The sequence below is a fragment of the Marinobacterium stanieri genome, assembly GCF_900155945.1.
Classification (GTDB): Bacteria; Pseudomonadota; Gammaproteobacteria; order Pseudomonadales; family Balneatricaceae; genus Marinobacterium; species Marinobacterium stanieri.
The window spans coordinates 86,772-109,511 of the sequence record NZ_FTMN01000009.1; the positions used below are offsets into that span (position 1 = coordinate 86,772).

The 22,740-nt window shown below is 56.1% G+C and carries 33 protein-coding genes; 6 read left to right on the forward strand and 27 right to left on the reverse strand.

Annotated elements, in window-relative coordinates; genetic code table 11:
* The first annotated feature begins 41 nt into the window (after positions 1 to 41).
* The 3 genes from ispB to fabB all read left to right on the forward strand — a co-directional run bounded on the left by ispB (position 42) and on the right by fabB (position 3,065).
* Positions 42 to 1,010 carry an octaprenyl diphosphate synthase gene (gene ispB, locus BW956_RS17670; protein ID WP_076464873.1) on the forward strand — a complete coding sequence of 323 codons (969 nt, stop codon included), beginning with the start codon at positions 42 to 44 and terminating at the stop codon, positions 1,008 to 1,010.
* Between the two features lie 238 nt (positions 1,011 to 1,248).
* Entirely contained in the window at positions 1,249 to 1,764 is a 516-nt protein-coding gene (fabA, locus tag BW956_RS17675; RefSeq protein WP_010321685.1) for a 3-hydroxyacyl-[acyl-carrier-protein] dehydratase FabA, read from the forward strand.
* A gap of 83 nt (positions 1,765 to 1,847) precedes the next feature.
* Positions 1,848 to 3,065, forward strand: coding sequence for a beta-ketoacyl-ACP synthase I (gene fabB / locus BW956_RS17680; protein ID WP_076464876.1), 1,218 nt, complete (start codon positions 1,848 to 1,850; stop codon positions 3,063 to 3,065).
* An 86-nt stretch (positions 3,066 to 3,151) separates the two neighbouring features.
* Here fabB and BW956_RS17685 read toward each other — a convergent pair whose 3' ends face one another.
* Genes BW956_RS17685 through BW956_RS17700 form a run of 4 tightly spaced genes read right to left on the reverse strand, consistent with a single transcriptional unit; the run spans position 3,152 to position 5,760 of the window.
* The gene (locus tag BW956_RS17685) at positions 3,152 to 3,907 is read right to left on the reverse strand and encodes a lysophospholipid acyltransferase family protein (protein WP_076464879.1); all 756 of its coding nucleotides are present in this window, start codon (positions 3,905 to 3,907) and stop codon (positions 3,152 to 3,154) included.
* Position 3,908: 1 nt separating this feature from the next.
* Complete coding sequence (gene moaD, locus BW956_RS17690; RefSeq protein ID WP_076464882.1) at positions 3,909 to 4,160, reverse strand: molybdopterin converting factor subunit 1; 252 nt, start codon at positions 4,158 to 4,160, stop codon at positions 3,909 to 3,911.
* On the reverse strand, positions 4,157 to 4,642 hold the full coding sequence (moaC, locus tag BW956_RS17695; RefSeq protein WP_076464884.1) for a cyclic pyranopterin monophosphate synthase MoaC: 486 nt from the start codon (positions 4,640 to 4,642) through the stop codon (positions 4,157 to 4,159). The genes moaD and moaC overlap by 4 nt, the downstream gene beginning before the upstream one ends.
* Positions 4,639 to 5,760 carry a 1-acyl-sn-glycerol-3-phosphate acyltransferase gene (locus BW956_RS17700; RefSeq protein ID WP_076464887.1) on the reverse strand — a complete coding sequence of 374 codons (1,122 nt, stop codon included), beginning with the start codon at positions 5,758 to 5,760 and terminating at the stop codon, positions 4,639 to 4,641. Before BW956_RS17700 ends, moaC begins: the two co-directional genes overlap by 4 nt.
* Positions 5,761 to 5,975: 215 nt before the next feature.
* Between BW956_RS17700 and BW956_RS17705 the strand changes: the two genes are divergently transcribed.
* On the forward strand, positions 5,976 to 6,359 hold the full coding sequence (locus BW956_RS17705) for a SirB2 family protein (protein ID WP_010324073.1): 384 nt from the start codon (positions 5,976 to 5,978) through the stop codon (positions 6,357 to 6,359).
* Between the two features lie 26 nt (positions 6,360 to 6,385).
* Here BW956_RS17705 and rfbD read toward each other — a convergent pair whose 3' ends face one another.
* Positions 6,386 to 7,312: a dTDP-4-dehydrorhamnose reductase gene (gene rfbD / locus BW956_RS17710; protein ID WP_244894389.1), complete on the reverse strand. Its 927-nt coding sequence runs from the start codon at positions 7,310 to 7,312 to the stop codon at positions 6,386 to 6,388.
* A 178-nt stretch (positions 7,313 to 7,490) separates the two neighbouring features.
* A complete protein-coding gene (locus BW956_RS17715; RefSeq protein ID WP_076464894.1) occupies positions 7,491 to 7,910 on the reverse strand; it encodes an Lrp/AsnC family transcriptional regulator in 420 nt (139 codons plus the stop codon).
* A 225-nt stretch (positions 7,911 to 8,135) separates the two neighbouring features.
* Between BW956_RS17715 and yjeH the strand changes: the two genes are divergently transcribed.
* Positions 8,136 to 9,395 (forward strand): L-methionine/branched-chain amino acid transporter, encoded by a 1,260-nt coding sequence (gene yjeH / locus BW956_RS17725; RefSeq protein ID WP_076464900.1) that lies wholly within the window; start codon positions 8,136 to 8,138, stop codon positions 9,393 to 9,395.
* Between the two features lie 64 nt (positions 9,396 to 9,459).
* On the opposite strand, the gene ssb is transcribed toward yjeH, so the two are convergent.
* Complete coding sequence (gene ssb, locus BW956_RS17730) at positions 9,460 to 9,978, reverse strand: single-stranded DNA-binding protein (RefSeq protein WP_010324077.1); 519 nt, start codon at positions 9,976 to 9,978, stop codon at positions 9,460 to 9,462.
* Positions 9,979 to 10,168: 190 nt separating this feature from the next.
* Here ssb and uvrA point away from each other — a divergent pair, with 190 nt between their 5' ends.
* On the forward strand, positions 10,169 to 12,988 hold the full coding sequence (gene uvrA / locus BW956_RS17735) for an excinuclease ABC subunit UvrA (RefSeq protein WP_076464903.1): 2,820 nt from the start codon (positions 10,169 to 10,171) through the stop codon (positions 12,986 to 12,988).
* A gap of 132 nt (positions 12,989 to 13,120) precedes the next feature.
* On the opposite strand, the gene rplQ is transcribed toward uvrA, so the two are convergent.
* The 20 genes from rplQ to rplP all read right to left on the reverse strand — a co-directional run bounded on the left by rplQ (position 13,121) and on the right by rplP (position 22,735).
* Positions 13,121 to 13,516, reverse strand: coding sequence for a 50S ribosomal protein L17 (gene rplQ, locus BW956_RS17740; RefSeq protein ID WP_010324079.1), 396 nt, complete (start codon positions 13,514 to 13,516; stop codon positions 13,121 to 13,123).
* A 38-nt stretch (positions 13,517 to 13,554) separates the two neighbouring features.
* Positions 13,555 to 14,559: a DNA-directed RNA polymerase subunit alpha gene (locus BW956_RS17745; RefSeq protein WP_010324080.1), complete on the reverse strand. Its 1,005-nt coding sequence runs from the start codon at positions 14,557 to 14,559 to the stop codon at positions 13,555 to 13,557.
* A gap of 25 nt (positions 14,560 to 14,584) precedes the next feature.
* Positions 14,585 to 15,205 carry a 30S ribosomal protein S4 gene (gene rpsD, locus BW956_RS17750; protein WP_010324081.1) on the reverse strand — a complete coding sequence of 207 codons (621 nt, stop codon included), beginning with the start codon at positions 15,203 to 15,205 and terminating at the stop codon, positions 14,585 to 14,587.
* Between the two features lie 15 nt (positions 15,206 to 15,220).
* Positions 15,221 to 15,610: a 30S ribosomal protein S11 gene (gene rpsK, locus BW956_RS17755; RefSeq protein WP_010324082.1), complete on the reverse strand. Its 390-nt coding sequence runs from the start codon at positions 15,608 to 15,610 to the stop codon at positions 15,221 to 15,223.
* Positions 15,611 to 15,629: 19 nt separating this feature from the next.
* Positions 15,630 to 15,986 (reverse strand): 30S ribosomal protein S13, encoded by a 357-nt coding sequence (gene rpsM / locus BW956_RS17760; RefSeq protein ID WP_010324083.1) that lies wholly within the window; start codon positions 15,984 to 15,986, stop codon positions 15,630 to 15,632.
* Between the two features lie 138 nt (positions 15,987 to 16,124).
* On the reverse strand, positions 16,125 to 16,241 hold the full coding sequence (gene rpmJ / locus BW956_RS17765; protein ID WP_007021200.1) for a 50S ribosomal protein L36: 117 nt from the start codon (positions 16,239 to 16,241) through the stop codon (positions 16,125 to 16,127).
* Positions 16,242 to 16,258: 17 nt separating this feature from the next.
* Entirely contained in the window at positions 16,259 to 17,584 is a 1,326-nt protein-coding gene (gene secY, locus BW956_RS17770) for a preprotein translocase subunit SecY (protein ID WP_029511213.1), read from the reverse strand.
* The gene (rplO, locus tag BW956_RS17775) at positions 17,585 to 18,019 is read right to left on the reverse strand and encodes a 50S ribosomal protein L15 (RefSeq protein ID WP_010324085.1); all 435 of its coding nucleotides are present in this window, start codon (positions 18,017 to 18,019) and stop codon (positions 17,585 to 17,587) included. It abuts the gene before it with no gap.
* 13 nt (positions 18,020 to 18,032) lie between these two features.
* Positions 18,033 to 18,215, reverse strand: a complete 183-nt coding sequence (rpmD, locus tag BW956_RS17780) for a 50S ribosomal protein L30 (protein ID WP_010324086.1) — start codon at positions 18,213 to 18,215, stop codon at positions 18,033 to 18,035.
* A gap of 3 nt (positions 18,216 to 18,218) precedes the next feature.
* The gene (gene rpsE, locus BW956_RS17785; protein WP_010324087.1) at positions 18,219 to 18,722 is read right to left on the reverse strand and encodes a 30S ribosomal protein S5; all 504 of its coding nucleotides are present in this window, start codon (positions 18,720 to 18,722) and stop codon (positions 18,219 to 18,221) included.
* Positions 18,723 to 18,733: 11 nt separating this feature from the next.
* Complete coding sequence (rplR, locus tag BW956_RS17790; protein ID WP_010324088.1) at positions 18,734 to 19,084, reverse strand: 50S ribosomal protein L18; 351 nt, start codon at positions 19,082 to 19,084, stop codon at positions 18,734 to 18,736.
* 9 nt (positions 19,085 to 19,093) lie between these two features.
* Positions 19,094 to 19,627 carry a 50S ribosomal protein L6 gene (gene rplF, locus BW956_RS17795; protein WP_076464906.1) on the reverse strand — a complete coding sequence of 178 codons (534 nt, stop codon included), beginning with the start codon at positions 19,625 to 19,627 and terminating at the stop codon, positions 19,094 to 19,096.
* A gap of 11 nt (positions 19,628 to 19,638) precedes the next feature.
* Positions 19,639 to 20,031 carry a 30S ribosomal protein S8 gene (gene rpsH, locus BW956_RS17800; protein ID WP_010324090.1) on the reverse strand — a complete coding sequence of 131 codons (393 nt, stop codon included), beginning with the start codon at positions 20,029 to 20,031 and terminating at the stop codon, positions 19,639 to 19,641.
* A gap of 82 nt (positions 20,032 to 20,113) precedes the next feature.
* Positions 20,114 to 20,419: a 30S ribosomal protein S14 gene (rpsN, locus tag BW956_RS17805; RefSeq protein WP_010324091.1), complete on the reverse strand. Its 306-nt coding sequence runs from the start codon at positions 20,417 to 20,419 to the stop codon at positions 20,114 to 20,116.
* 13 nt (positions 20,420 to 20,432) lie between these two features.
* A complete protein-coding gene (rplE, locus tag BW956_RS17810; RefSeq protein ID WP_076464909.1) occupies positions 20,433 to 20,972 on the reverse strand; it encodes a 50S ribosomal protein L5 in 540 nt (179 codons plus the stop codon).
* A gap of 14 nt (positions 20,973 to 20,986) precedes the next feature.
* Entirely contained in the window at positions 20,987 to 21,310 is a 324-nt protein-coding gene (gene rplX / locus BW956_RS17815; protein WP_010324093.1) for a 50S ribosomal protein L24, read from the reverse strand.
* 100 nt (positions 21,311 to 21,410) lie between these two features.
* On the reverse strand, positions 21,411 to 21,779 hold the full coding sequence (gene rplN / locus BW956_RS17820; protein WP_010324094.1) for a 50S ribosomal protein L14: 369 nt from the start codon (positions 21,777 to 21,779) through the stop codon (positions 21,411 to 21,413).
* 88 nt (positions 21,780 to 21,867) lie between these two features.
* A complete protein-coding gene (rpsQ, locus tag BW956_RS17825) occupies positions 21,868 to 22,131 on the reverse strand; it encodes a 30S ribosomal protein S17 (RefSeq protein ID WP_010324095.1) in 264 nt (87 codons plus the stop codon).
* Positions 22,128 to 22,322: a 50S ribosomal protein L29 gene (gene rpmC / locus BW956_RS17830; RefSeq protein WP_010324096.1), complete on the reverse strand. Its 195-nt coding sequence runs from the start codon at positions 22,320 to 22,322 to the stop codon at positions 22,128 to 22,130. The genes rpsQ and rpmC overlap by 4 nt, the downstream gene beginning before the upstream one ends.
* Positions 22,322 to 22,735, reverse strand: coding sequence for a 50S ribosomal protein L16 (gene rplP, locus BW956_RS17835; protein WP_010324097.1), 414 nt, complete (start codon positions 22,733 to 22,735; stop codon positions 22,322 to 22,324). Before rplP ends, rpmC begins: the two co-directional genes overlap by 1 nt.
* Positions 22,736 to 22,740 lie beyond the last annotated feature (5 nt).

The window sequence follows — 22,740 nt, forward strand, 5'->3', positions numbered from 1 at the left end:
TAGCATGCGGCGGGTGTTCAGTCCACATACAGAACCCGTCCATGCAGCCACACCAGCTAAACTCGGCCATTGAGCCACAGTTCGATGCCGTTACCGATTACATTCTCAACCATCTGGGCTCCAACGTGCCTCTGGTGGAGAAAATAGGCCATCATATTGTTGCCGGTGGTGGCAAGCGCCTGCGCCCTCTGCTGGTTCTGCTCAGTGCCAACGCTTGCGGTTACAAGGGCGAACAGCACATTCCACTGGCCGCGGTGATCGAATTTATCCACACCGCGACTCTGCTGCACGACGATGTGGTGGACAACTCCGAACTGCGCCGCGGTAACGCGACCGCCAATGCCAAGTGGGGCAATGCGCCCAGCGTACTGGTCGGCGACTTCCTCTACTCCCGCTCCTTCCAGATGATGGTGGATATCGGCCGCATGGAAATCATGCAGGTAATCTCCAACGCCACCACCGTGATCGCCGAAGGCGAAGTCCTGCAGCTGCTGAACCAGCGTAACCCGGACACCAGCGAAGATTCCTACATGCAGGTGATTCTGGGCAAGACAGCCATGCTGTTCGAGGCGGCAACCGAAGTGGGTGCCATCCTGGCGGATGCCCCTGCCGAAGAACGTGAAGCCCTGCGTCTGTATGGCCGCCACCTGGGTATCGCCTTCCAGATCGTGGACGACCTGCTGGATTACCTGTCAGACAGCGACACCATGGGCAAGAACGTGGGTGATGATCTGGCCGAGGGTAAAGCCACTCTACCGCTGATCTATGCCATGCGCGTTGGCAGCGAAGATGATCGCAAACTGATTCGTCGCGCCATCCGCGAAGGCGGCCTGGACGACCTGGAGCCGGTTCTGGAGATTGTTCAGCGCACCGGTGCCATCGACTACACCCGTGATCAGGCACGCGCCGAGCTGGATAAGGCGGTCAGCGCTCTTGATGCACTGCCGGCCACCTCCTTCCGTGACACCCTGATCACACTGACCGAACAGGCACTGGATCGCACCCAGTAAGCCTGCTTCACGAGCGGGGTACAGCGATCTGCTGGCCCCGTCTGAACCTGCCTGCCCACTTGCTGTCCTATTCGTTAACAGCATCAATTTTTCCCGACCCCGCCTTCAGGCGATCAGAAACGCCCGGTATCCCGTACAGCGAATGAGCAAAATACATGACGCAGCTCGTGCCTGAAGGGGTGCAAACCGGTATAATCGCGGAAATATTGATGAAATGCCTCTGGAATAACGGTTTCTTATGACACGACCTTCTTCATTTGAACGCGAGCAACTGCTGCAGTGCGGCCACGGCGAAATGTTTGGCCCCGGCAACGCACAGCTGCCGATTGGCAACATGCTGATGCTTGATCGTATCCTTGAGATCAACACAGACGGCGGCGAGTACGGCAAGGGCGAAATCATTGCCGAACTGGATATCCGTCCGGACCTCTGGTTCTTCGAATGCCACTTCCCGGGCGACCCGGTGATGCCTGGCTGCCTGGGCCTGGATGCCATGTGGCAGCTGGTTGGTTTCTTCCTGGGCTGGCGTGGCAATGAAGGCCGCGGTCGTGCACTGGGCTCCGGCGAGGTGAAGTTCACCGGCCAGGTACTGCCTGAAGCCAAGAAAGTGACCTACCATATCCAGTTGAAGCGCGTTATCGAGCGCAAGCTGGTAATGGGTATTGCTGACGGTACTGTGGCCGTGGATGGCCGTGTCATCTACACCGCAAAGGATCTGCGTGTGGGTCTGTTCAAGCAGACTGATAACTTCTGATGCAGGGCCTGCTGCGAGCGGGCCCCGTCTGACTACCTTATAATAAGACTGATAGTTCTGAACGAGTTGAAGAGAGGCTACACATGCGACGCGTCGTAGTGACCGGTATGGGAATCGTTTCCTGCCTGGGTAATGACCAGGAAACCGTCCTGGAATCACTGAAACTGGGCCGTTCCGGCATCAAGTTCCAGCCGGAATACAAAGAGCTGGGCTTCCGCAGTCAGGTAGCGGGCAGCATCGATATCGATCTGGACAGCCTGATTGACCGCAAGCTGCGCCGTTTCATGGGCAACGCTTCTGCCTACACCTACCTGGCGATGAAGCAGGCCATCGAAGATTCCGGCCTGAGTGAAGACCAGGTATCCAATGTACGCACCGGCCTGATCGCGGGCTCCGGTGGCGCTTCGTCTGCCGATATCGTGGAAACCGCCGATATCCTGCGCAGCAAGGGTGTGCGCCGCGTCGGTCCTTACCGCGTGACCCGTACCATGGGCTCTACAGTGTCTGCCTGTCTGGCCACTCCGTTCAAGATCAAGGGCGTGAACTACTCCATAACCTCTGCCTGTGCCACCAGCGCACACTGCATCGGTAACGCAATGGAGCAGATTCAGCTGGGTAAACAGGACGTAATTTTCGCCGGTGGCGGTGAAGAACTGCACTGGTCCCTGAGCGTCATGTTCGATGCCATGGGCGCCCTGTCCAGCAAGTACAACGAAACACCGGAAAAAGCCTCCCGCGCCTACGACGCCAACCGTGATGGCTTCGTCATCGCAGGTGGTGCCGGCATGCTGGTACTGGAAGACCTGGAACACGCCAAGGCGCGTGGTGCCAAGATCTATGCCGAGCTGGTGGGCTACGGTGCTACTTCCGACGGCTACGACATGGTTGCCCCGTCCGGTGAAGGCGCCATCCGCTGCATGCAACAAGCCATGAGCACTGTTGACGGCGACATCGACTACATCAACTCCCACGGCACCTCCACTCCGGCCGGTGACATCCAGGAGCTGAAAGCGATGAAGCAGACCTTCGGTGATGACATGCCGCCGGTCAGCTCTACCAAGTCCCTGACAGGTCACTCTCTGGGCGCCACTGGTGTACAGGAAGCGATCTACTCGATCCTGATGCAGCAGAATAACTTCATCTGTGCATCTGCCAACATCGAAGAGCTGGACCCGGAAGCCGAAGGCATGCCGGTTGTCACCGAGCGCAAGGATGGCGTAGACCTCAAGCGCGTCATGTCCAACAGCTTCGGCTTCGGCGGCACCAACTCCACTCTGGTGTTCGAGAAATTTGAAGGCTAAGCGAGATACTTGTACGACCGGCCCTGCCGGTCGGCCATAAAAAAACCGCTCAGTGAGCGGTTTTTTTGTGCCTGAACCAAACAGATCTAATCGAGACTGCCCTGTTGCTTCATCGCTGCTTCAAGCCAGGCAGTACTTTCACTGTGGACCTCATCGACCGTACGCCCCTGAGTCGCAATCGCCGGCCCGACCGCCACTTCAACCGTGCCCGGGTACTTGATGAAGGACTTGCCGGGCCAATACAGGCCAGCATTATGGGCCACCGGCACAATCGGTACTTCACTGCTGACCGCCAGCATGGCGCCGCCCTTGTTCAGCTTGCCCAGTTTACCTACCGGCAGTCGCGTTCCCTGCGGGAAGATCAACAAGGGAATGCCGTCCGCCAGCCGGGCCTTGCCCTGTTCCAGCAACTGCTTGAGTGCACCGCGGCGCTTGCTGCGATCCAGTGCGATCGGCTTCAACAGCGCCAGCGCCCAGCCAAACAGGGGAATACGCAGCAGCTCGCGCTTGAGCACCACCGCCTGTGGGCGAATCAGCAGCTGAAAGTAGAGGGTTTCCCATTCGCTCTGATGGTTGGCGATCACCACATAACTGCCCTCGGCCGGCAAATTCTCGCGTCCCGTAACCCGCACTTTGACACCACAGCAGATACGCAGCCAGGCAATATAGAAATAGTTGATGAGGGTCAGGAACTTGAAGCGCGTCCGAAATGGCAGCAGCGGACCGATGATCAAACAGATCAGCGAGAACACCATCGTGACCGGGTAAAAGCCCGCGTAATAGAGCAGCGAGCGCAGAAACAGCAAGGGTGATGCCTTGGGTGCAGCGTTGGTGGCACTCACATCAACCTCCTGTTACCGGCGGGAAGAAAGCCACTTCATCCTGATCAGACACGGCCACCTGACGATCAACCACCTCCTGATTCACTGCGCAGATCAGGTCGGGCGCCTGCAGCACCTTATCCCAGGGCGCACCGCGCTCGGCAGCCAGCCAGTCAACCAGTTCGGCCAGGGTAGACACGCCCGCCGGACAGGTTAGAGTTTCTTCATCCACCCCCAGCTGCTCACGCACGCGGGCAAAATAAATCACTTTCATGCGTTGTCCTCACGGCGCCAGTCGCCACTTTTGCCACCGGTTTTTTCCACCAGCTCGATACCACTGATGCGCATGCCCTTGTCCACCGCCTTGCACATGTCATACAGGGTCAGTGCCGCCACGCTCACAGCCGTCAAGGCTTCCATCTCCACACCGGTCTGGGCACTGAGGCGACAACGCGCCTCAATCGACACCCGGTTCAACTCCGGCTCCGGCGTCAGCTCAACCTTCACCGAGCTGAGCATCAGGGGGTGGCACAGCGGAATCAGATCAGAGGTTTTCTTGGCGGCCTGAATACCGGCAATGCGGGCAACAGCCAACACATCACCCTTGGGGTGCCCGCCATCCTGAATCAGCGCCAGCGTTTCCGGCTTCATTTCAACCCAGCCACTGGCCGTGGCTTCACGGACGGTGACAGCCTTTTCGCTGACATCCACCATGCGGGCCTCGCCATGGGCGTTCAAATGGGTAAGCTGACTCATGAAGCCTCCTGCTGTGCCTGATGATAGTTGCGCACCGGATTGGCATACATGGCCTGCAGGAAAGGACGGGCTTCATCGCTCACCGCATTCATGCGCTGATCAAAGGCCGCCTGCTGCTCCGGGGTAACATTTTCGCCCGCTGCGGCCAGATTGCTCGGGTGCAGACGGTAGTTAAGGTAGATTTGGCGATCAATCTCTTCGGCCAGTGCTTCGGGAGACTCGAACTCACCCTGCAGAGGCTCACCGAAGCCGACATGCACAGCGCCCTTGTTACCGGTGATACCCCGCACGATGCTGGCAATATCTTCAAATTCGGATTTTTCGTAGGCCCCATGCAGGGCAACCGCCGCCAGCTCTTCCGCCTTGAGTGCATCACAGGGGTCCAGTTCATAGGAGATCGCCACGGGCACGATATTCAGGCGACCCACCATTTCCGACAGGCTGCGCTGTTTGCGATGTGACATGTAGAACATCTTCATCAGCGCCGGGTCGGTCTGATCGTTACCGTCTTTCGCACGCCCTTCACGCTGGGCAATCCATACCGAGTGGCCATTGCAGACACTGTGATCGATATAGGACGACAACTGCGTCAGTGCCGTCATCATCTCACGCCCCTTGGCCGAGCGGTTGACGATAAAGCTCTTGTTGAGGCGCATCAGGTCAGATACGTAGGGTTTGCGCAGCAGGTTATCCCCGATGGCAATGCGCACGGTAGACATGCCACCCTGATGACGCACCCAGTTGACGAACGCCGGGTCCATGGCGATATCCCGGTGATTGGACACAAACAGGTAGGACTCATTGGGATCCAGACGTTCCAGCCCCGAGCAGCTCACGCGCGTTGTGGTGCGGGCGATCATCTTCTGCATGTAATCAGCCACCATCATCTGGAAGCCGTGTACATCCTCGATATCACCGACACGCGCAGCCACGGCAATACGCACCATGGGCTTAAGCAGCCAGCCCAGGGGGCCAGAAGCTCGCGGAAACTGATAGCGGGTCAATGCCGAGATGCACTCGTCATCCCGTATCAGACGCTGCAGTACCGCCTCGACTTCATTGTCCCGGTAGGGGCGGATGGACTGAAAAGGGTCTTGGGCCTGTTTGTCTGCGTTCATGCGCGCGCTTAACGTCTCTGACTGGTAAAAGCGCACATTTTACCCTGTTATGCGCCGCTTTGCAGTCCGCCCACCCGAACGAAGTTTGTCGCAATATGATTCAAAACACCTCGCCGGGCCGTTATAGTGCTTGCGTATTGAGCTGCCCCGGACATACGGCGCCAGCCGCAGGTTCAGGCCACAACACGACCACGATTATAGGGATAGACGCACAAGTGAATACTTACCTCATGCTGAAGCATACCCACCTGACACTGGTGGGCCTGAGCATTACGCTGTTCATGATCAGAGCCCTGTGCATGTATGCCTGGCCGGGTGCGCTCAAGGCGCGCTGGCTCAGAGTTGCCCCGCATGTCATCGACACGCTCTTGCTACTGAGTGCCATTGGCCTGATGCTGATTATCTCGCAATATCCGCTGACCCATCACTGGCTCACCGCCAAGGTGGTCGGACTGCTGGCCTATATCGGTTTTGGTACCGTTGCCCTCAAGCGTGGTCGCAACCTGCGCACGCGCAGCCTGGCCCTGCTGGCCGCACTCGCCAGTGTTGGCTATGTGCTGGCCGTCGCCATTACGCGCTCACCCACGCTGGGTCTGTAAGTGATTGAGTAGAGGTATGGCGGGTCTCAGGACTCGCCATAGATTTCGCGAATGACCCGCTGCAGCTCCGAGCGCCAGGGGCGCTGTCGGATGCCAAAGGTCGACAGGAGCTTGCGGCACTTGAGTACCGATGAAGCGGGCCGTTCCGCCAATGGGTGCAGGTCCGCGGTCGATACCGCCTTAAGCGTTTCCACTTCCAGCTCTTCGTACTGACGTACCGCCGCCAGAATCGCTTCACTGAATCCATACCGCGTAGTGATTTCGGCACCACAATAATGGTAGGTCCCCCAGACATCGATACCACAGGTCAGCTGACGCAAAATCGCCAGAATGACCCGGGCCACATCATCGGCAGATGTAGGACAGCCGCGGCGGTCATCAGCAGCTTCGATCTCTTTTTCCTGCCTCGCCTGTTCCAGCATGCGCAACAGGAAGTTGTGCCCCCGTGCGCTGAAAATCCAGCTCACGCGCAGAATCAGGTGCTGCGGCTGCAGCTGGCGTACCTTTTCTTCCCCTTCCCACTTGCTGCGGCCGTAGGTGCCCAGCGGTGCCGGATCATCACCTTCACTGTAACCACTGGCATAGTGGCCATCGAAGACATAATCGGATGAGAGATGGAGTAAAGGAATACTCAATGCCGCACAGGCGGTCGCCAAATTGGCAGGGCCATCACGGTTGACGGCAAACGCCTCATCAACCTGGCGCTCGGCAGCATCCACACGGTTGAAACCAGCACAGTTGACCACGTAATCCGGCAGATGCTTTTCCAGCTGCTGACGAACAGCATCCGCGGATGTGATATCCATCTGACGACGTGTGAAGCCGATCGGCTCTATACCCGGAGACTTTTCAAGCAGTTCGACCAGTGCATGGCCGACCTGACCGGCGGCCCCGAGGACCAGGACCTTAGCTGAGGTTGTATAAGCGCTGGCTACCATTTGGCTTGAACTCAAACTGACACTGCTGGCAATAAAACGGATGTAAGGTTACTTCGAGCATACCCTATTCATCTGCCCTGCACACCTGCTGCACTGCAAAAAGTTGCCTTTCAGAAACGAAAAAGCCCCTGACAAACATGGGGTTGTGTCACATCATTTGATGACCTGTGTCGGCATAGAGCCACACACCCAGCTACATATCCCACTCTTTCATGACGATATGGGTTTTCACGCGCACCATCTTATGGAAACCCTCAATGGCCGCCCGAATTTCGATCAACCGTTCCATGCTGGCCGTTTCCAGATAGATCAGCATATCGGTATCACCACTGATGCCACAGCAGCGCTTCACCTCGGGAAAGGCACGGATTTTATCCACATAGGTTTCGCAGCGGCTCTCATTGTAGAACAGCTCCAGAAAGGCACGTACTGCAGGGGGCTCACCATCGCTGACATCGGCGTGATAACCACGAATAATGCCTCGCTCTTCCATCTGACGAATCCTGTCACTCACCGCCGTACGTGACAGACTCACCTGCCGAGCAATCGCCGTAACCGCCATGCGGGCATCATTGCGCAACAACGCCAGAATTTGCTGATCGAACTTGTCCAACTGATCGTTCCTTATCCCTGAGCACCCTGAATGACTGCCGTTTTGAGCTGCGATAGTCGAGCCTGGCCATCGGCTGCATTATGCCGCGATTTTCCGGCAAAGTGCAGCTCATTGCCGGCGCTCTGACAGCTCCTTCCAGCAGCCGGGGCGCGTAGGCTATGCGCCTCTGACTGAATATCACCCGCTCCCGCAACCTCAACGGGGAGCCTGTCTGGAATGACTGCCATGAGTCGCTTGAACAGGGAATTAAGCCTGCTGCAGGGCATCGGCCTGCTAACCACCTCTCTCCTGGGCACCGGTATCTTTGTGGTTCCGGCGGCAGCCGCAGCAATGGCCGGTGAGGCATCGCTCTGGGCCTGGCCCCTGCTGACACTGCTGGTGCTGCCAGTAGCCTTCACGTTCGCCAAACTGGGACAGCAGTACCCCCATGCCGGCGGTGCGCCCTCACTGATCGGCCGCGCCTTTGGCCTGTCCATGGAGCGCAGCGTGGCATTGCTGTTTCTGGCCGTAATCCCCGTGGGGCTGCCGGCAGCGCTGAAAATGACCAGCGGTTTCTGGTACGCCATCGCACCGATCACACCCACCGGTGATATGGCCATCCAGCTGCTGACACTGGGCCTGATGCTGGTGTTGGGGCAAAAGCCTGCCCGCGCCTCGGGCCAAGTCCAGACGGCCATTGCCCTGATTATCATCACCACGGTGGCATCCTTCTGGTGGCTTGGCGATCTTACTGACAACACGGCGGATCTCATGCCAATCAGCGGTACCCAGTGGTCCGCCATTCCCGCTGCCCTGGCGCTGATGTTCTGGTGTTTTGTCGGCCTGGAAGCCTTCACCCATATGGGTGAAGAGTTCAAAAACCCCCAACGCGATTTCCCGCTGGCCCTGCTGCTTGGAGTGTTGCTGGCGGGCGCTGTGTACTGGGCCTGCTCCCTCGCTGTGGTCAATTTTGGCACCTATGGTGATCACCAAAGCAACACCACCTCGCTGCCCCAGCTGGTCGCTCTGCTCTGGGGTGAACACTGGCGCTGGCTGGCAGCCGCCATCGGTTACCTGGCCTGCTTCGCATCCATCAATATTTATCTGCAGGGTTTTGCCCGCCTGCTCTGGAGTCTGGCAGATGAAGGCAAACTGCCGGCATCGCTGGCACAGCGTAACCGGCACGGCGTCCCGGCTCGTGCCTTCAACCTGGTCGTCTTTGCCTGTGCCGTCTGCGCCCTGGCAGGCTGGAGCTGGGGCCTGAGCATCGAAGAGCTGATGCGCTACGCCAACGGTAACTTCATTCTGGTTTACCTGTTAAGCATGGCCGCGGGTTGCGTACTGCTGCGGGGCTGGGCCCGCTGGATGGCCCTGCTGGCAACCCTGCTGTGTGGACTGGTATTGATGCTGCTGGGTGAGCAGATGCTGTATGCACTGGGCGTGCTGGTATTTTTCCTACTGAGCGGCCGCATCAATATCTGGCGGCAAGCGCGCATGGTCCGTTGAGCACTAACGAAAAAGCCCCGCAATGCGGGGCTTCTAGCGCGACGTGTAGCAACAGCGAGGTTGCTTAGAACGGGATATCGTCGTCGAAGTCGTCAAAGCCCTGTGCCGGCTGCTGCGGAGCCTGAGGCGCCTGCTGCTGCGGCTGCTGAGGAGGCTGCTGGGGCTGGCGACGCGGAGCCTGCTGCTGCGGCTGGCCATAGCCCATGTCTCCGCCCTGGCCATAACCGGCATCACCACCGCCGCCGCCACGGCTATCCAGCATCTGCATTTCGCTGGCAACGATTTCAGTGGTGTAACGGTCCTGACCGTCCTGGCCCTGCCATTTACGGGTACGCAATGCACCTTCAACGTAAACCTTGGAACCCTTGCGCAGGTATTCACCGGCAATCTCGGCCAGTCGGTTGAAGAACACAACCCGGTGCCATTCCGTGCGTTCCTGCATCTGACCAGTCTGCTTGTCCTTCCAACTATCGCTGGTCGCCAGCGTTACGTTGGTGACCGCATTGCCATTAGGCATGTAACGCACCTCGGGGTCGCCCCCCAGGTTGCCGACAAGAATGACCTTGTTAATACCACGCGCCATTTAGTTCTCTCCCGTTTCAGGTGTTCGTCTCTGCAGGCATCCTGCCGCTGGATTCAAACGTCCAGAATAACATACCGTCGGTTGTCATAGTAAGGCTGATTGCCCCCATACCCGAGAGTCTATAAGTGCGGTTTAGCCCCCGCTGCCAAAGCTCTATAATGGTTCTTTTGCCAGCGACAGCGGAGCACTAATGGACAAGATTCTGGTACGGGGTGCGCGCACCCACAACCTGAAGAATGTGGACCTCGATATTCCCCGCGACAAACTGATCGTGATCACCGGCCTGTCCGGCTCGGGCAAGTCTTCTCTCGCCTTTGATACGCTCTACGCGGAAGGCCAGAGGCGCTATGTTGAGTCCCTGTCCACCTACGCTCGCCAGTTCCTGTCGATGATGGAAAAGCCCGATGTGGACCACATCGAAGGCCTGTCACCGGCCATTTCCATTGAACAGAAGTCGACCTCTCATAACCCGCGCTCAACCGTGGGCACCATCACTGAAATCTACGACTACCTGCGTCTGCTGTTTGCCCGTGCCGGTGAGCCTCGCTGCCCGGAGCACGACCTTCCACTGGCGGCGCAAACCATCAGCCAGATGGTTGATCAGGTATTGGCGCTACCCGAAGGCAGCAAGGTGATGCTGCTGGCGCCTGTCATTCAAGGACGCAAGGGTGAGCACCTGCATCTGCTCGACCAGTTGCGCAGCCAGGGCTTTGTCCGCGCACGCATCGACGGCCTGGTAGTTGATCTGGATGATGCACCAACGCTGGACAAGAACAAGAAGCACGACATTGAAGTCGTCGTTGACCGCATCAAGGTCCGTGATGACCTGCAGACACGTCTGGCCGAGTCTTTTGAAACAGCACTGGAGCTCACCGACGGCATCGCGCGAGTAATCCCGATGGAAGACGGGCTGGAAGAGATGGTGTTCTCGGCCCGCTTTGCCTGCCCTACCTGTGGTCACAGCATCCAGGAACTGGAACCGCGCCTGTTCTCGTTCAACAACCCACACGGCGCCTGTCCTTCGTGCGACGGCCTCGGTGTGAAGCAATACTTTGACCCGCGCAAGCTGATCCAGGACCCGACACTGACCCTGGCACAGGGCGCCATCCGCGGCTGGGACAAGCGCAGCCTGTATTACTTCCAGCAGCTGCAGGCAGTCTCTCAGCATTATGGCTTTGATCTGGACACGCCATACGAACAACTGTCCAGTGAACACCAGAGTGTTGTGCTGCATGGTTCCGGCAATGACGATGTCGCCTTTTATTACCGCAATGATCGCGGTGACAAGGTTAAAAAAGAACACCCCTTTGAAGGCGTGATCAACAACCTTGAGCGCCGTTATCGTGAGACGGAATCCGATACCGTTCGTGATGATCTGGCCAAGTATCTCAATATGCATGCATGCCCCAGCTGTGATGGCAGCCGTTTGCGCCCTGATGCACGCCATGTCTTTATTGATCAACGCACCATCGCCGATGTGGTACGCATGCCTATTGGCCAGGCACGGGATTATTTTGAACAGCTCACACTCAGCGGCAAACAGGGTGAGATTGCCGAGAAGATCCTGAAAGAGATTCGTGAGCGCCTGACGTTCCTGGTCAATGTGGGGCTGGATTACCTGTCCCTGGAACGCAGCGCTGAAACTCTCTCCGGTGGCGAGGCCCAGCGTATCCGCCTGGCCAGCCAAATTGGTGCTGGTCTGGTCGGCGTTATGTATGTGCTCGACGAACCTTCAATCGGCCTGCACCAACGTGATAATGAACGCCTCTTGCATACCCTCGAACACCTGCGTGACCTGGGTAACACCGTAATTGTGGTTGAGCATGATGAAGATGCCATCCGCATGGCTGACTATCTGATCGATATCGGCCCGGGCGCAGGCGTACACGGCGGCCAGGTGATTGCCGCAGGCACACCGCAAACCATCATGGACACGCCTGACTCGGTTACCGGCCAGTACCTCAGCGGTACACGTGAGATTGCAGTACCACCCCAACGTAAGCCGAAAGATGACGAACGCGTTCTCAAGCTCACCGGCGCCACCGGTAACAACCTTAAAAACGTGGATCTGGAAATCCCGCTGGGCCTGCTGACCTGCATTACCGGTGTATCAGGCTCGGGCAAGTCAACCTTGATCAACAGCACGCTCTATCCGGTCACGGCAACGGTGCTGAACCATGCCACGACGCTGGATGCCGCTCCCCATGACGGTATTGAAGGGCTGGAACAGCTCGATAAGGTCATTGATATCGACCAGAGCCCGATTGGCCGCACACCACGTTCAAACCCGGCCACCTACACCGGAATCTTCACCCCCATACGTGAACTCTTTGCCGGCACACAGGAGGCTCGCTCGCGTGGCTATAAACCGGGGCGCTTCAGCTTTAACGTGAAGGGTGGACGCTGTGAAGCCTGTCAGGGCGATGGCGTCATCAAGGTGGAAATGCACTTCCTGCCGGATGTGTATGTACCCTGTGATGTATGTAAGGGCAAACGTTACAACCGCGAAACTCTCGATGTGCTCTACAAGGGCAAGAGCATCGATGAGGTGCTGGATATGACCGTCGAGGATGCGCGTGAATTCTTTGATGCCATCCCGGCGCTCTCACGTCGCCTGCAAACATTGATCGATGTGGGTCTGAGTTATATTCGTCTGGGCCAGGCAGCAACAACGCTGTCAGGCGGTGAAGCCCAGCGTGTGAAACTTGCACGTGAGCTCAGCAAGCGCGATACCGGCAAGACACTCTATATTCTGGACGAGCCGACAACCGGCCTGCACTTTTACGATATTCAGCAGCTGCTCAATGTGTTGGATCGCTTGCGCGAACACGGCAACACCATCGTGGTCATTGAGCATAACCTGGATGTGATCAAGACAGCCGACTGGATTGTGGATCTTGGCCCTGAGGGCGGCAGTGGTGGCGGTGAAATCATTGCCACCGGTACACCGGAACAGGTCGCCGCCATCGAGCAATCCCATACCGGACGCTTCCTGAAACCCATGCTGTAAACCTGCCGGGAATGGAGCATGTAGCAGCATGCTCCTCTCCATCCCTGCATGGCCAGGCACTTCCTCTGATCTGCAGACACAAAAAAACCCGGGACCTTGCGGCACCGGGTTTTTTGTTAACTGCTAAAGAAATTAATCTTCAGAAGTTTCTTCAACTACAGCCTGACCAGCAGGACGATCAACCAGCTCAACGTAAGCCATCGGGGCTTTGTCGCCAGCACGGTAGCCACATTTCAGAATGCGAACGTAACCGCCAGGACGAGCCGCGTAACGCGGGCCCAGCTCGTTGAACAGTTTACCTACAGCTTCGTTGCTGCGGGTACGGGAGAACGCCAGACGACGGTTAGCAACCGAGTCAGTCTTGGCCAGAGTAATCAGCGGCTCAGCAAAACGGCGCAGTTCTTTCGCTTTCGGCAGAGTGGTCTTGATCAGCTCGTGCTCGAACAGAGAGACTGCCATGTTCTTGAACATCGCTTTGCGGTGCGCACTTGTACGATTTAAGTGTCGACCAGATTTACGATGACGCATTTTCTAAATCCTTTGCAACTTAGGGCTGGAAGTCAGACTCAAGACGCGACTTTATCGTCGCCTTTCAGGCTGGCCGGCGGCCAATTTTCCAGGCGCATGCCCAGAGACAGGCCTTTGGATGCCAGCACGTCTTTGATCTCAGTCAGAGACTTCTTGCCCAAGTTAGGAGTCTTCAGCAGTTCTACTTCGGTGCGCTGAATCAGGTCACCAATGTAGTAGATCTGCTCTGCTTTCAGACAGTTCGCGGAACGTACAGTCAGCTCCAGATCGTCAACCGGACGCAGAAGAACAGGATCGATCTCCGGCTCATCCGGCTCAGAACGGGTCTGCTCACCAGCATCTTCCAGGTCTACGAAGACCACCAGCTGCTGCTGCAGAATGGTAGCTGCACGACGGATACACTCTTCGGGATCGATTGTGCCGTTAGACTCAATATCGATCACCAGTTTATCCAGGTCTGTACGCTGCTCTACACGTGCACTTTCAACTGCATAGGACACGCGCAGAACAGGACTGTAGCTGGCATCCAGCTGCAGGCGACCAATGGCACGAGTTTCGTCTTCGTCGCTGGTGCGCGCATCGGCAGGCACGTAGCCACGACCACGCGTTACACGCAGCTGCATGTTAAGCGTAGAACCCGGGTTCAGGTGTGCAATCACGTGGTCGGGGTTAGCAACCTCGACGTCCTGATTCAGCTGGATATCACCAGCGGTCACAGCTCCGGCTTCTGACTTGGAAAGAGTCAGGAGCGCTTCGTCACCGTTATGCAGAGCAACCGCAACACCTTTGAGGTTCAACAGGATCTCAATGACATCCTCCTGAACACCCTCGATGCTGCTGTACTCGTGCAGTACACCTTCAATCTCCACTTCCGAGATAGCACATCCCGGCATGGAGGAGAGCAGGATACGGCGCAGCGCATTGCCCAGAGTGTGGCCGAACCCACGCTCAAGCGGCTCGAGAGTCACCTTAGCGCGAGTCTTGCTGATCTCCTGTACGTCAATGTGACGTGGGTATAGAAACTCGTTTACTGAACGCTGCATAGTTCCACCAGTCAAGAGTTCAAAATTACTTCGAGTAGAGCTCGACGATCAGGTGCTCGTTGATGTCGGCTGACAGATCACTGCGTTCCGGCAGGGCTTTGTAAGTCCCTTCCATCTTCGCAGAGTCAACTTCAACCCACTCAACCGGAGCACGCTGAGCAGCCAGTTCCAGAGCGTGTTTGATACGCAGCTGGTTTTTGGCTTTTTCGCGAACTGCTACTACGTCGCCAGGCTGTACCTGGTAGGAAGGAACATTCACAACCTGACCATTAACAGTGATCTGACGATGGGAAACAACCTGACGTGCTTCGGCACGGGTAGAACCATAACCCATGCGGTATACAACGTTGTCCAGGCGGCCTTCGAGAAGCTGCAGCAGGTTTTCACCTGTTGAGCCCTTACGACGGGCTGCTTCTTTGTAGTAACCACGGAACTGACGTTCCAGGACGCCGTAGATACGACGTACTTTCTGTTTTTCACGCAGCTGCAGACCGTATTCAGACAGGCGACCGCGACGGGCACCGTGAACACCGGGTACTGTTTCTGCTTTGCACTTGCTGTCAAGCGCGCGGACACCACTCTTCAGGAAGAGATCGGTGCCTTCACGACGGGACAGCTTGCACTTAGGTCCAAGATAACGAGCCATATTACCGTCTCCAGATTAAACGCGACGCTTCTTCGGCGGACGACAACCGTTGTGCGGAATCGGTGTCACGTCCGTGATATTTGTGATCTTGTAGCCGCAGCCGTTCAGTGCACGAACTGCAGACTCACGACCCGGCCCCGGGCCCTTCACAAACACGTCGAGGTTTTTCAGACCGTATTCCAGAGCTGCCTGACCGGCACGCTCAGCTGCAACCTGTGCAGCAAACGGTGTGCTCTTACGAGAACCACGGAAGCCTGAACCACCGGAAGTTGCCCAGCTCAGAGCGTTACCCTGGCGATCGGTAATGGTGATGATAGTGTTGTTAAAAGAGGCGTGGATGTGCGCGAGGCCATCCGCTACCTGCTTTTTAACCTTTTTACGAGTGCGATTACCTGGCTTAGCCATATTCGGAAATTCCTATCGCTTACTTACGGATCGGCTTGCGCGGGCCTTTACGGGTGCGCGCATTCGTTTTGCTGCGCTGACCACGTACCGGCAGGTTACGACGGTGACGCAGGCCACGGTAGCAACCGAGGTCCATAAGACGCTTGATGTTCATGTTGACTTCACGGCGCAGATCGCCTTCGACAGTCAACTTGGCAATTTCACCACGAACATTATCGAGCTGCTCTTCAGACAGTTCTGCGATCTTTGTGCTCGGCGCGATGCCGGTAGCTTCACAGATCTGTTTGGCAGTCGTGCGGCCAATCCCGAAAATGTAAGTCAGAGAAATTACCGCATGCTTATTGTCAGGAATATTGACGCCAGCTATACGGGCCATTCAATGTACTCCATATTAAGAGTTCTGGGAGATGCTCACCAGAACCAGTCATTCTTTAGTTCGTGGAAGGCGCGCAATACTACACCCTGATCAAAAATAAATCAAGGCTACGCACCTCCACTCCCGGCCAGCTGTGGATTAACCCTGGCGCTGCTTGTGACGGGGCTCCACTTTGCAGATCACGCGCACGGAACCGTTGCGACGTACGATCTTGCAGTTACGGCAAATCTTTTTAACAGATGCACGTACTTTCATGATCCACCTCATTAGGCTTAGCGCAGCAGTCCTGCGCCGCCTTTAAGATTCGATTTCTTCATCAGTGATTCGTACTGGTGTGACATCAGATGTGACTGCACCTGAGCCATAAAGTCCATCACTACCACCACTACGATCAGCAGCGAGGTGCCACCGAAGTAGAAGGGTACGTTCCACGCTACCACCAGGAACTGGGGCATCAGCGAAACGGCTGTGATATACAGCGCGCCAAACAGAGTCAGACGGCTGAGCACGGTATCAATGTATCGTGCTGACTGATCACCGGGACGGATCCCTGGAATAAAGGCACCTGATTTTTTCAGGTTGTCTGCTACGTCACGCGGATTGAAAACAATTGCCGTGTAGAAGTAGCAGAAAAATACAATCGCGGTTGCGAACAGCAGAATGTACAACGGCTGTCCCGGCCCAAGGGCCAGAGCCACATCCTGCAACCATTCCATGCCTTCTGACTGACCAAACCATTGGCCTACAGACGCCGGGAACAGCAGAATACTGGACGCGAAGATCGGCGGAATAACACCCGCCATATTGACCTTCAGCGGCAGATGGCTGGACTGGGCAGCATAGACACGACGGCCCTGCTGACGCTTCGCATAGTTGATGGTGATGCGGCGCTGGCCACGTTCCATAAACACTACAAAGCCCACAGTCGCGATTGCGAGTACCGCAATCGCCAGCAGCGCCAGGATATTCAGGTCACCCTGACGCGCTGCTTCAAAGGACTGGCCGATTGCACTTGGCAACCCGGCCACAATACCGGCAAAGATCAGAATAGAGATGCCGTTACCGATGCCATGCTCGGTGATCTGCTCACCCAGCCACATCAGGAATACTGCACCGGCTACCAGAGTCACGACAGCAACGAAGTAGAAGCTGAAGTCGGCTGCGAAAGCCACACCCTGGTTGGCCAGGCCAACCGACATACCCAGTGCCTGCAAGGTTGCCAGTATGACCGTGCCGTAGCGCGTGTACTGACTGATTTTGCGGCGACCGGCCTCTCCTTCCTTCTTCAACTGCTCCAGTTGCGGGCTCACAACGGTCATCAACTGCATAATGATAGAGGCAGAGATGTAGGGCATGATACCCAGCGCCAGGATCGACATGCGTTCCAGAGCGCCACCCGAAAACATATTGAAGAGACTAAGGATCGTCCCCTGATTCTGATCAAACAGCGCAGCAAGGCGATCCGGGTTGATACCAGGTACGGGGATATGCGCCCCGATCCGGTAAACAATGATCGCCAGCAGAACAAATCTGAGTCGAGCCCAAAGCTCTTTCAGACCGCTCTGCATGCCCGCCGGTACTTGTCCTTGCTTAGCCATTTACGCCTCGACTTTTCCGCCAGCAGCTTCGATCGCAGCCTGTGCACCTTTGGTCACTTTCAGACCTTTAACGGTGACTGCTTTTGTGATCTCACCAGACAGAATCACACGTGCAGATTTGATCTCTTCACGAATGATATCAGCCTGTTTCAGCGCAGCCAGGTCAACAGTGTCGACACCAGCAGCTGCCAGTTCGTTCAGACGAACCTCAGCAACGTAACGCGCTTGACGGGAAGTGAAGCCAAACTTCGGCAGACGACGCTGAATCGGCATCTGACCGCCTTCAAAACCCGGTTTTACACTACCGCCAGAACGGGACTTCTGACCCTTGTGGCCACGGCCACAAGTTTTACCCAGACCGGAGCCGATACCACGACCTACACGCTTGGGAGCGTGTTTGGAACCGGCGCCCGGGCGCAGAGAATTCAGACGCATTGGGTGACTCCTCTTATTCGCCTTCTACATTAACCATGTAGTTGACTTTGTTGATCATGCCGCGCACAGCCGGAGTATCTTCCAGCTCAACGGTGTGGCCGATACGACGCAGACCCAGACCTTTAACAGTCTGGATGTGCTTCGGCAGACGACCGATGGTGCTGCGAGTCTGAGTTACCTTGATAGTCTTGGCCATCGTTTAGCTCTCCAGAATCTCTTCAACGGACTTGCCACGCTTGGCCGCAACATCTTCCGGCGCAGACATCTGCTTCAGACCGTTGATGGTTGCACGCACTACGTTTACCGGGTTGGTAGAGCCGTAGCACTTCGCCAGTACGTTGTGGACACCTGCCAGTTCCAGTACAGCACGCATCGCGCCACCGGCGATAACACCAGTACCTTCAGATGCGGGCTGCATGTATACCTTGGAAGCACCGTGACGGGCTTTCACCGGGTACTGCAGAGTGTGGCCGTTCAGCTGTACGCTGATCATGTTACGGCGAGCCTGCTCCATCGCTTTCTGGATAGCAACAGGTACTTCGCGTGCTTTACCGCGACCGAAGCCGACGCGACCGTTACCGTCACCTACGACAGTCAGTGCTGTGAAACCGAAGATTCGACCGCCTTTTACCACTTTGGCGACGCGGTTAACCTGAACCAGCTTCTCTTGCAGTTCACCGTCTTTCTGTTCGTGATTTGCCATAATAGAAACCTTTAGAATTCCAGGCCGCCTTCGCGAGCAGCATCAGCAAGAGCTGCAACACGACCGTGGTATTTAAAACCGGAGCGGTCAAACGCTACCTTGGATACGCCGGCTTCTTTAGCACGGCTGGCGATCAGAGCACCCACTTTCTTGGCTGCTTCGATGTTACCGGTAGCACCTTCACGCAGATCCTTTTCTACTGTGGACGCAGAGGCCAGAACCTGGCTGCCGTCAGCAGAGATAACCTGCGCGTAAATGTGACGCGGAGAGCGATTGACGCACAAACGAACGGCGCCCTGCTCACGCATCTGCATGCGCACACGACGCGCACGACGAACACGAGCTTGTTTCTTAACGTTCATGACCCTGCCTTACTTCTTCTTAGCCTCTTTACGGCGTACATATTCGTCTTCATAACGAACACCCTTACCCTTGTAGGGCTCCGGCGGACGGAATGCGCGAACTTCTGCAGCCACCTGACCTACGCGTTGCTTATCAGCACCACGGATAACAACAGTAGTGTTGTTAGGGGTCTCGGCAGTAACGCCTTCGGGCAGTTCGTAATCGATCGGGTGAGAGAAGCCAAGCGTCAGGTTCAGAACCTTGCCCTTAGCCTGGGCACGATAACCAACACCCAGCAGATTCAGGGTCTTGGAAAAGCCTTCACTTACACCAACCACCATGTTGTTCACCAGCGCACGGGTGGTACCAGTCAGTGCCATAGACTGCTTGGCGCCATCGCGCGGAGCGAAAACCAGCTGACCTTCAGACTGTTCAGCAGTCACAACCGGGTGCAGATCAAGGCTCAATTCGCCCTGCTTGCCCTTAACGGTCAGAGACTGGCCAGCCAGCTTGATCTCAACGCCAGCCGGGACTGCTACGGGTTTCTTCGCAATACGTGACATTGGAATACCTCTTAGAAGACCGTGCAGACCACTTCACCACCGATGCCTGCCTTGCGAGCAGCGCGATCAGTCATGACGCCTTTGCTGGTAGAGATGATGGCGATACCCAGACCATCAGCGACTTTCGGCAGTTCCGATGCGTTCTTGTAGATACGCAGAGACGGACGGCTTACGCGCTTGATCTCTTCGATTACCGGCTTGCCTTCGAAGTACTTCAGCTCGACAGACAGAACCGGCTTGACGTCACCTTCAACGGCGAAGTCAGCGATGTAGCCTTCTTCTTTCAGAACAGCTGCGATGGCAACTTTCTGTTTGGAAGACGGCATGGCAACATGGGCTTTTTCAGCCATGTGGCCGTTGCGGATACGGGTAAACATATCCGCGAGGGTGTCTTGCATACTCATGCTATTAACGTCCTCTTGAGTGCAGCTCGATGCGGTAGCAGTTTCCTGCCCAGACCACCGTGCTTACCATTTGCGAGCCGGATTACCAGCTCGCCTTTTTCAGGCCCGGGACATCGCCACGCATCGCTGCTTCACGCAGCTTGTTGCGGCAAAGTCCGAACTTGCGATATACAGCGTGCGGGCGACCAGTAACCTGGCAGCGACGCTGCTTACGCACCGGGCTAGCATCACGCGGCAGCTTCTGCAGCGCGACCTGTGCTTCCCAAACATCATCTTCAGAGCTGTTCGGGCTTGTGATAATTGCCTTGAGTTCAGCACGCTTGGTGGCAAACTTTGCTGCCAGCTTCTCGCGCTTGAGCTCACGCTGAATCATTGAAACCTTAGCCATTATTCAACCCTTCTTATTTCTTGAACGGGAACTGCAGCGCAGCCAGCAGAGCACGACCTTCGTCGTTGTTCTTCGCGGTGGTGGTAATGGTGATATCCAAACCACGCAGCTTGTCGACTTTGTCGTAGTCGATTTCCGGGAAGATGATCTGCTCTTTAACGCCCATGCTGTAGTTACCACGGCCATCGAAAGATTTCGGGTTCAGGCCACGGAAGTCGCGGATACGCGGGATAGAAACGTCTACCAGACGATCCAGGAATTCCCACATACGTTCGCCACGCAGGGTGACTTTACAACCGATCGGCCAGCCTTCACGTACTTTAAAGCCCGCGATGGATTTGCGTGCTTTGGTAACGATCGGCTTCTGACCAGCGATAGCGGTCATATCAGCAACAGCATTTTCCAGCTGTTTCTTGTCGCCCAGTGCTTCACCAACACCCATGTTCAGGGTTACTTTGGTAACGCGAGGAACGGCCATGACGTTCGGGCAGTTCAGCTCGTCTTTCAGCTGCTGCTTAACTTCGTTTGCGTAAAGCGCTTTCAATCTAGACATTTGCACCAATCTCCTTACTTATCACCAACGATGGTTTCGCCGGTGGACTTGTAGAAGCGGACTTTGGTGCCGTCTTCCAGCAGCTTGAAGCCCACGCGATCACCCTTGCCAGTCTGAGCGTTGAAGATGGCAACGTTAGAAGTAGCGATGGCCGCTTCCTTCTCAACGATACCACCCTGCTGACCCAGCATAGGGTTCGGCTTCTGGTGCTTCTTGATCATGTTGATGCCGGAAACGATCAGGCGATCGTTCTGCAATACGCGCACAACCTTGCCGCGCTTGCCCTTGTCTTTACCTGCGATAACGATGACTTCATCGTCGCGACGAATCTTACGCATTATTTTACCTTAATCTTTCCTGCTACCCTCTCATGCTCAAAAACGCCAAACCCATTACGGGAGTGGCGTTTTTACAGAATCTGTTATGAAAACAGAGTCTTTACAGCACTTCAGGCGCCAGGGAAATGATCTTCATGAACTTCTCATTACGAAGCTCACGCGTTACTGGGCCGAAGATACGAGTACCGATCGGGGCATCGTTCGCGTTCAGCAGAACCGCAGAGTTAGTATCAAAGCGGATCAGTGAACCGTCCGGACGACGAACACCTTTACGGGTACGTACTACGACAGCCTTAAGAACCTGACCTTTCTTCACCTTGCCACGCGGAATCGCTTCCTTGACAGTCACCTTGATGACATCGCCAACAGAGGCGTAGCGGCGGTGAGAACCACCCAGGACCTTAATACACTGCACTCGCTTGGCGCCGCTGTTGTCAGCAACATCAAGCATCGTTTCAGTCTGAATCATGGTCTACTCCACAAACTGTATAAACCATCACCGCAACCGCCTTAAACAGCCACGGTGAATTGGCGTAATGGAGCAAAGGTGCGTAAGTTTACACCTTTGCTGCACGCTCTTCAATGCGAATCAAAGACCAAGTTTTGGTCTTGGACAGCGGACGGGATTCGGCGATAGTCACCAGGTCACCCATCTGACACTCATTCTTCTCATCGTGAGCATGCAGTTTGGTGGAGCGCTTAACGAATTTACCGTAAATCGGGTGCTTCTCTTTACGCTCAACCAGAACAGTGATGGTTTTATCCATCTTGTCACTGACGACCTTACCGGTCACAGTCCGAGTACGTTTTTCCGCGCTCATTTAGCCACCTGCTTTTCGTTCAGTACTGTCTTAACGCGAGCGATGTCGCGACGAACCTGACCCAGCAGGTGAGTCTGTGCCAGCTGGCCAGTCGCCTTCTGCATACGCAGGTTGAACTGGTCCTTCAGAAGACCCAGCAGAGCCTGCTGAAGCTCCTCAACGGACTTGTCACGCAGTTCTGTAGCTTTCATTACATCACCGTCCGTTTAACAAAAGTTGTAGAAACCGGCAGCTTTGCAGCAGCCAGCGCAAAGGCTTCAGCGGCGAGCTCTTCAGGTACACCGCTCATTTCGAACAGGACCTTGCCAGGCTGAATCTGGGCAACCCAGTATTCAACGCTACCCTTACCTTTACCCATACGTACTTCCAGCGGCTTACCTGTGATCGGCTTGTCCGGGAAGACACGGATCCAGATTTTACCACCACGCTTTACGTGACGAGTCATGGTACGACGAGCAGCTTCGATCTGGCGCGCAGTGATTCGGCCGCGCCCGGTCGCTTTCAGTGCAAATTCACCAAAGCTGACCTTGCTGCCGCGCTGTGCCAGGCCGCGGTTGCGACCTTTCATTACCTTGCGGTATTTCAGTCGTTTCGGTTGCAGCATTGACG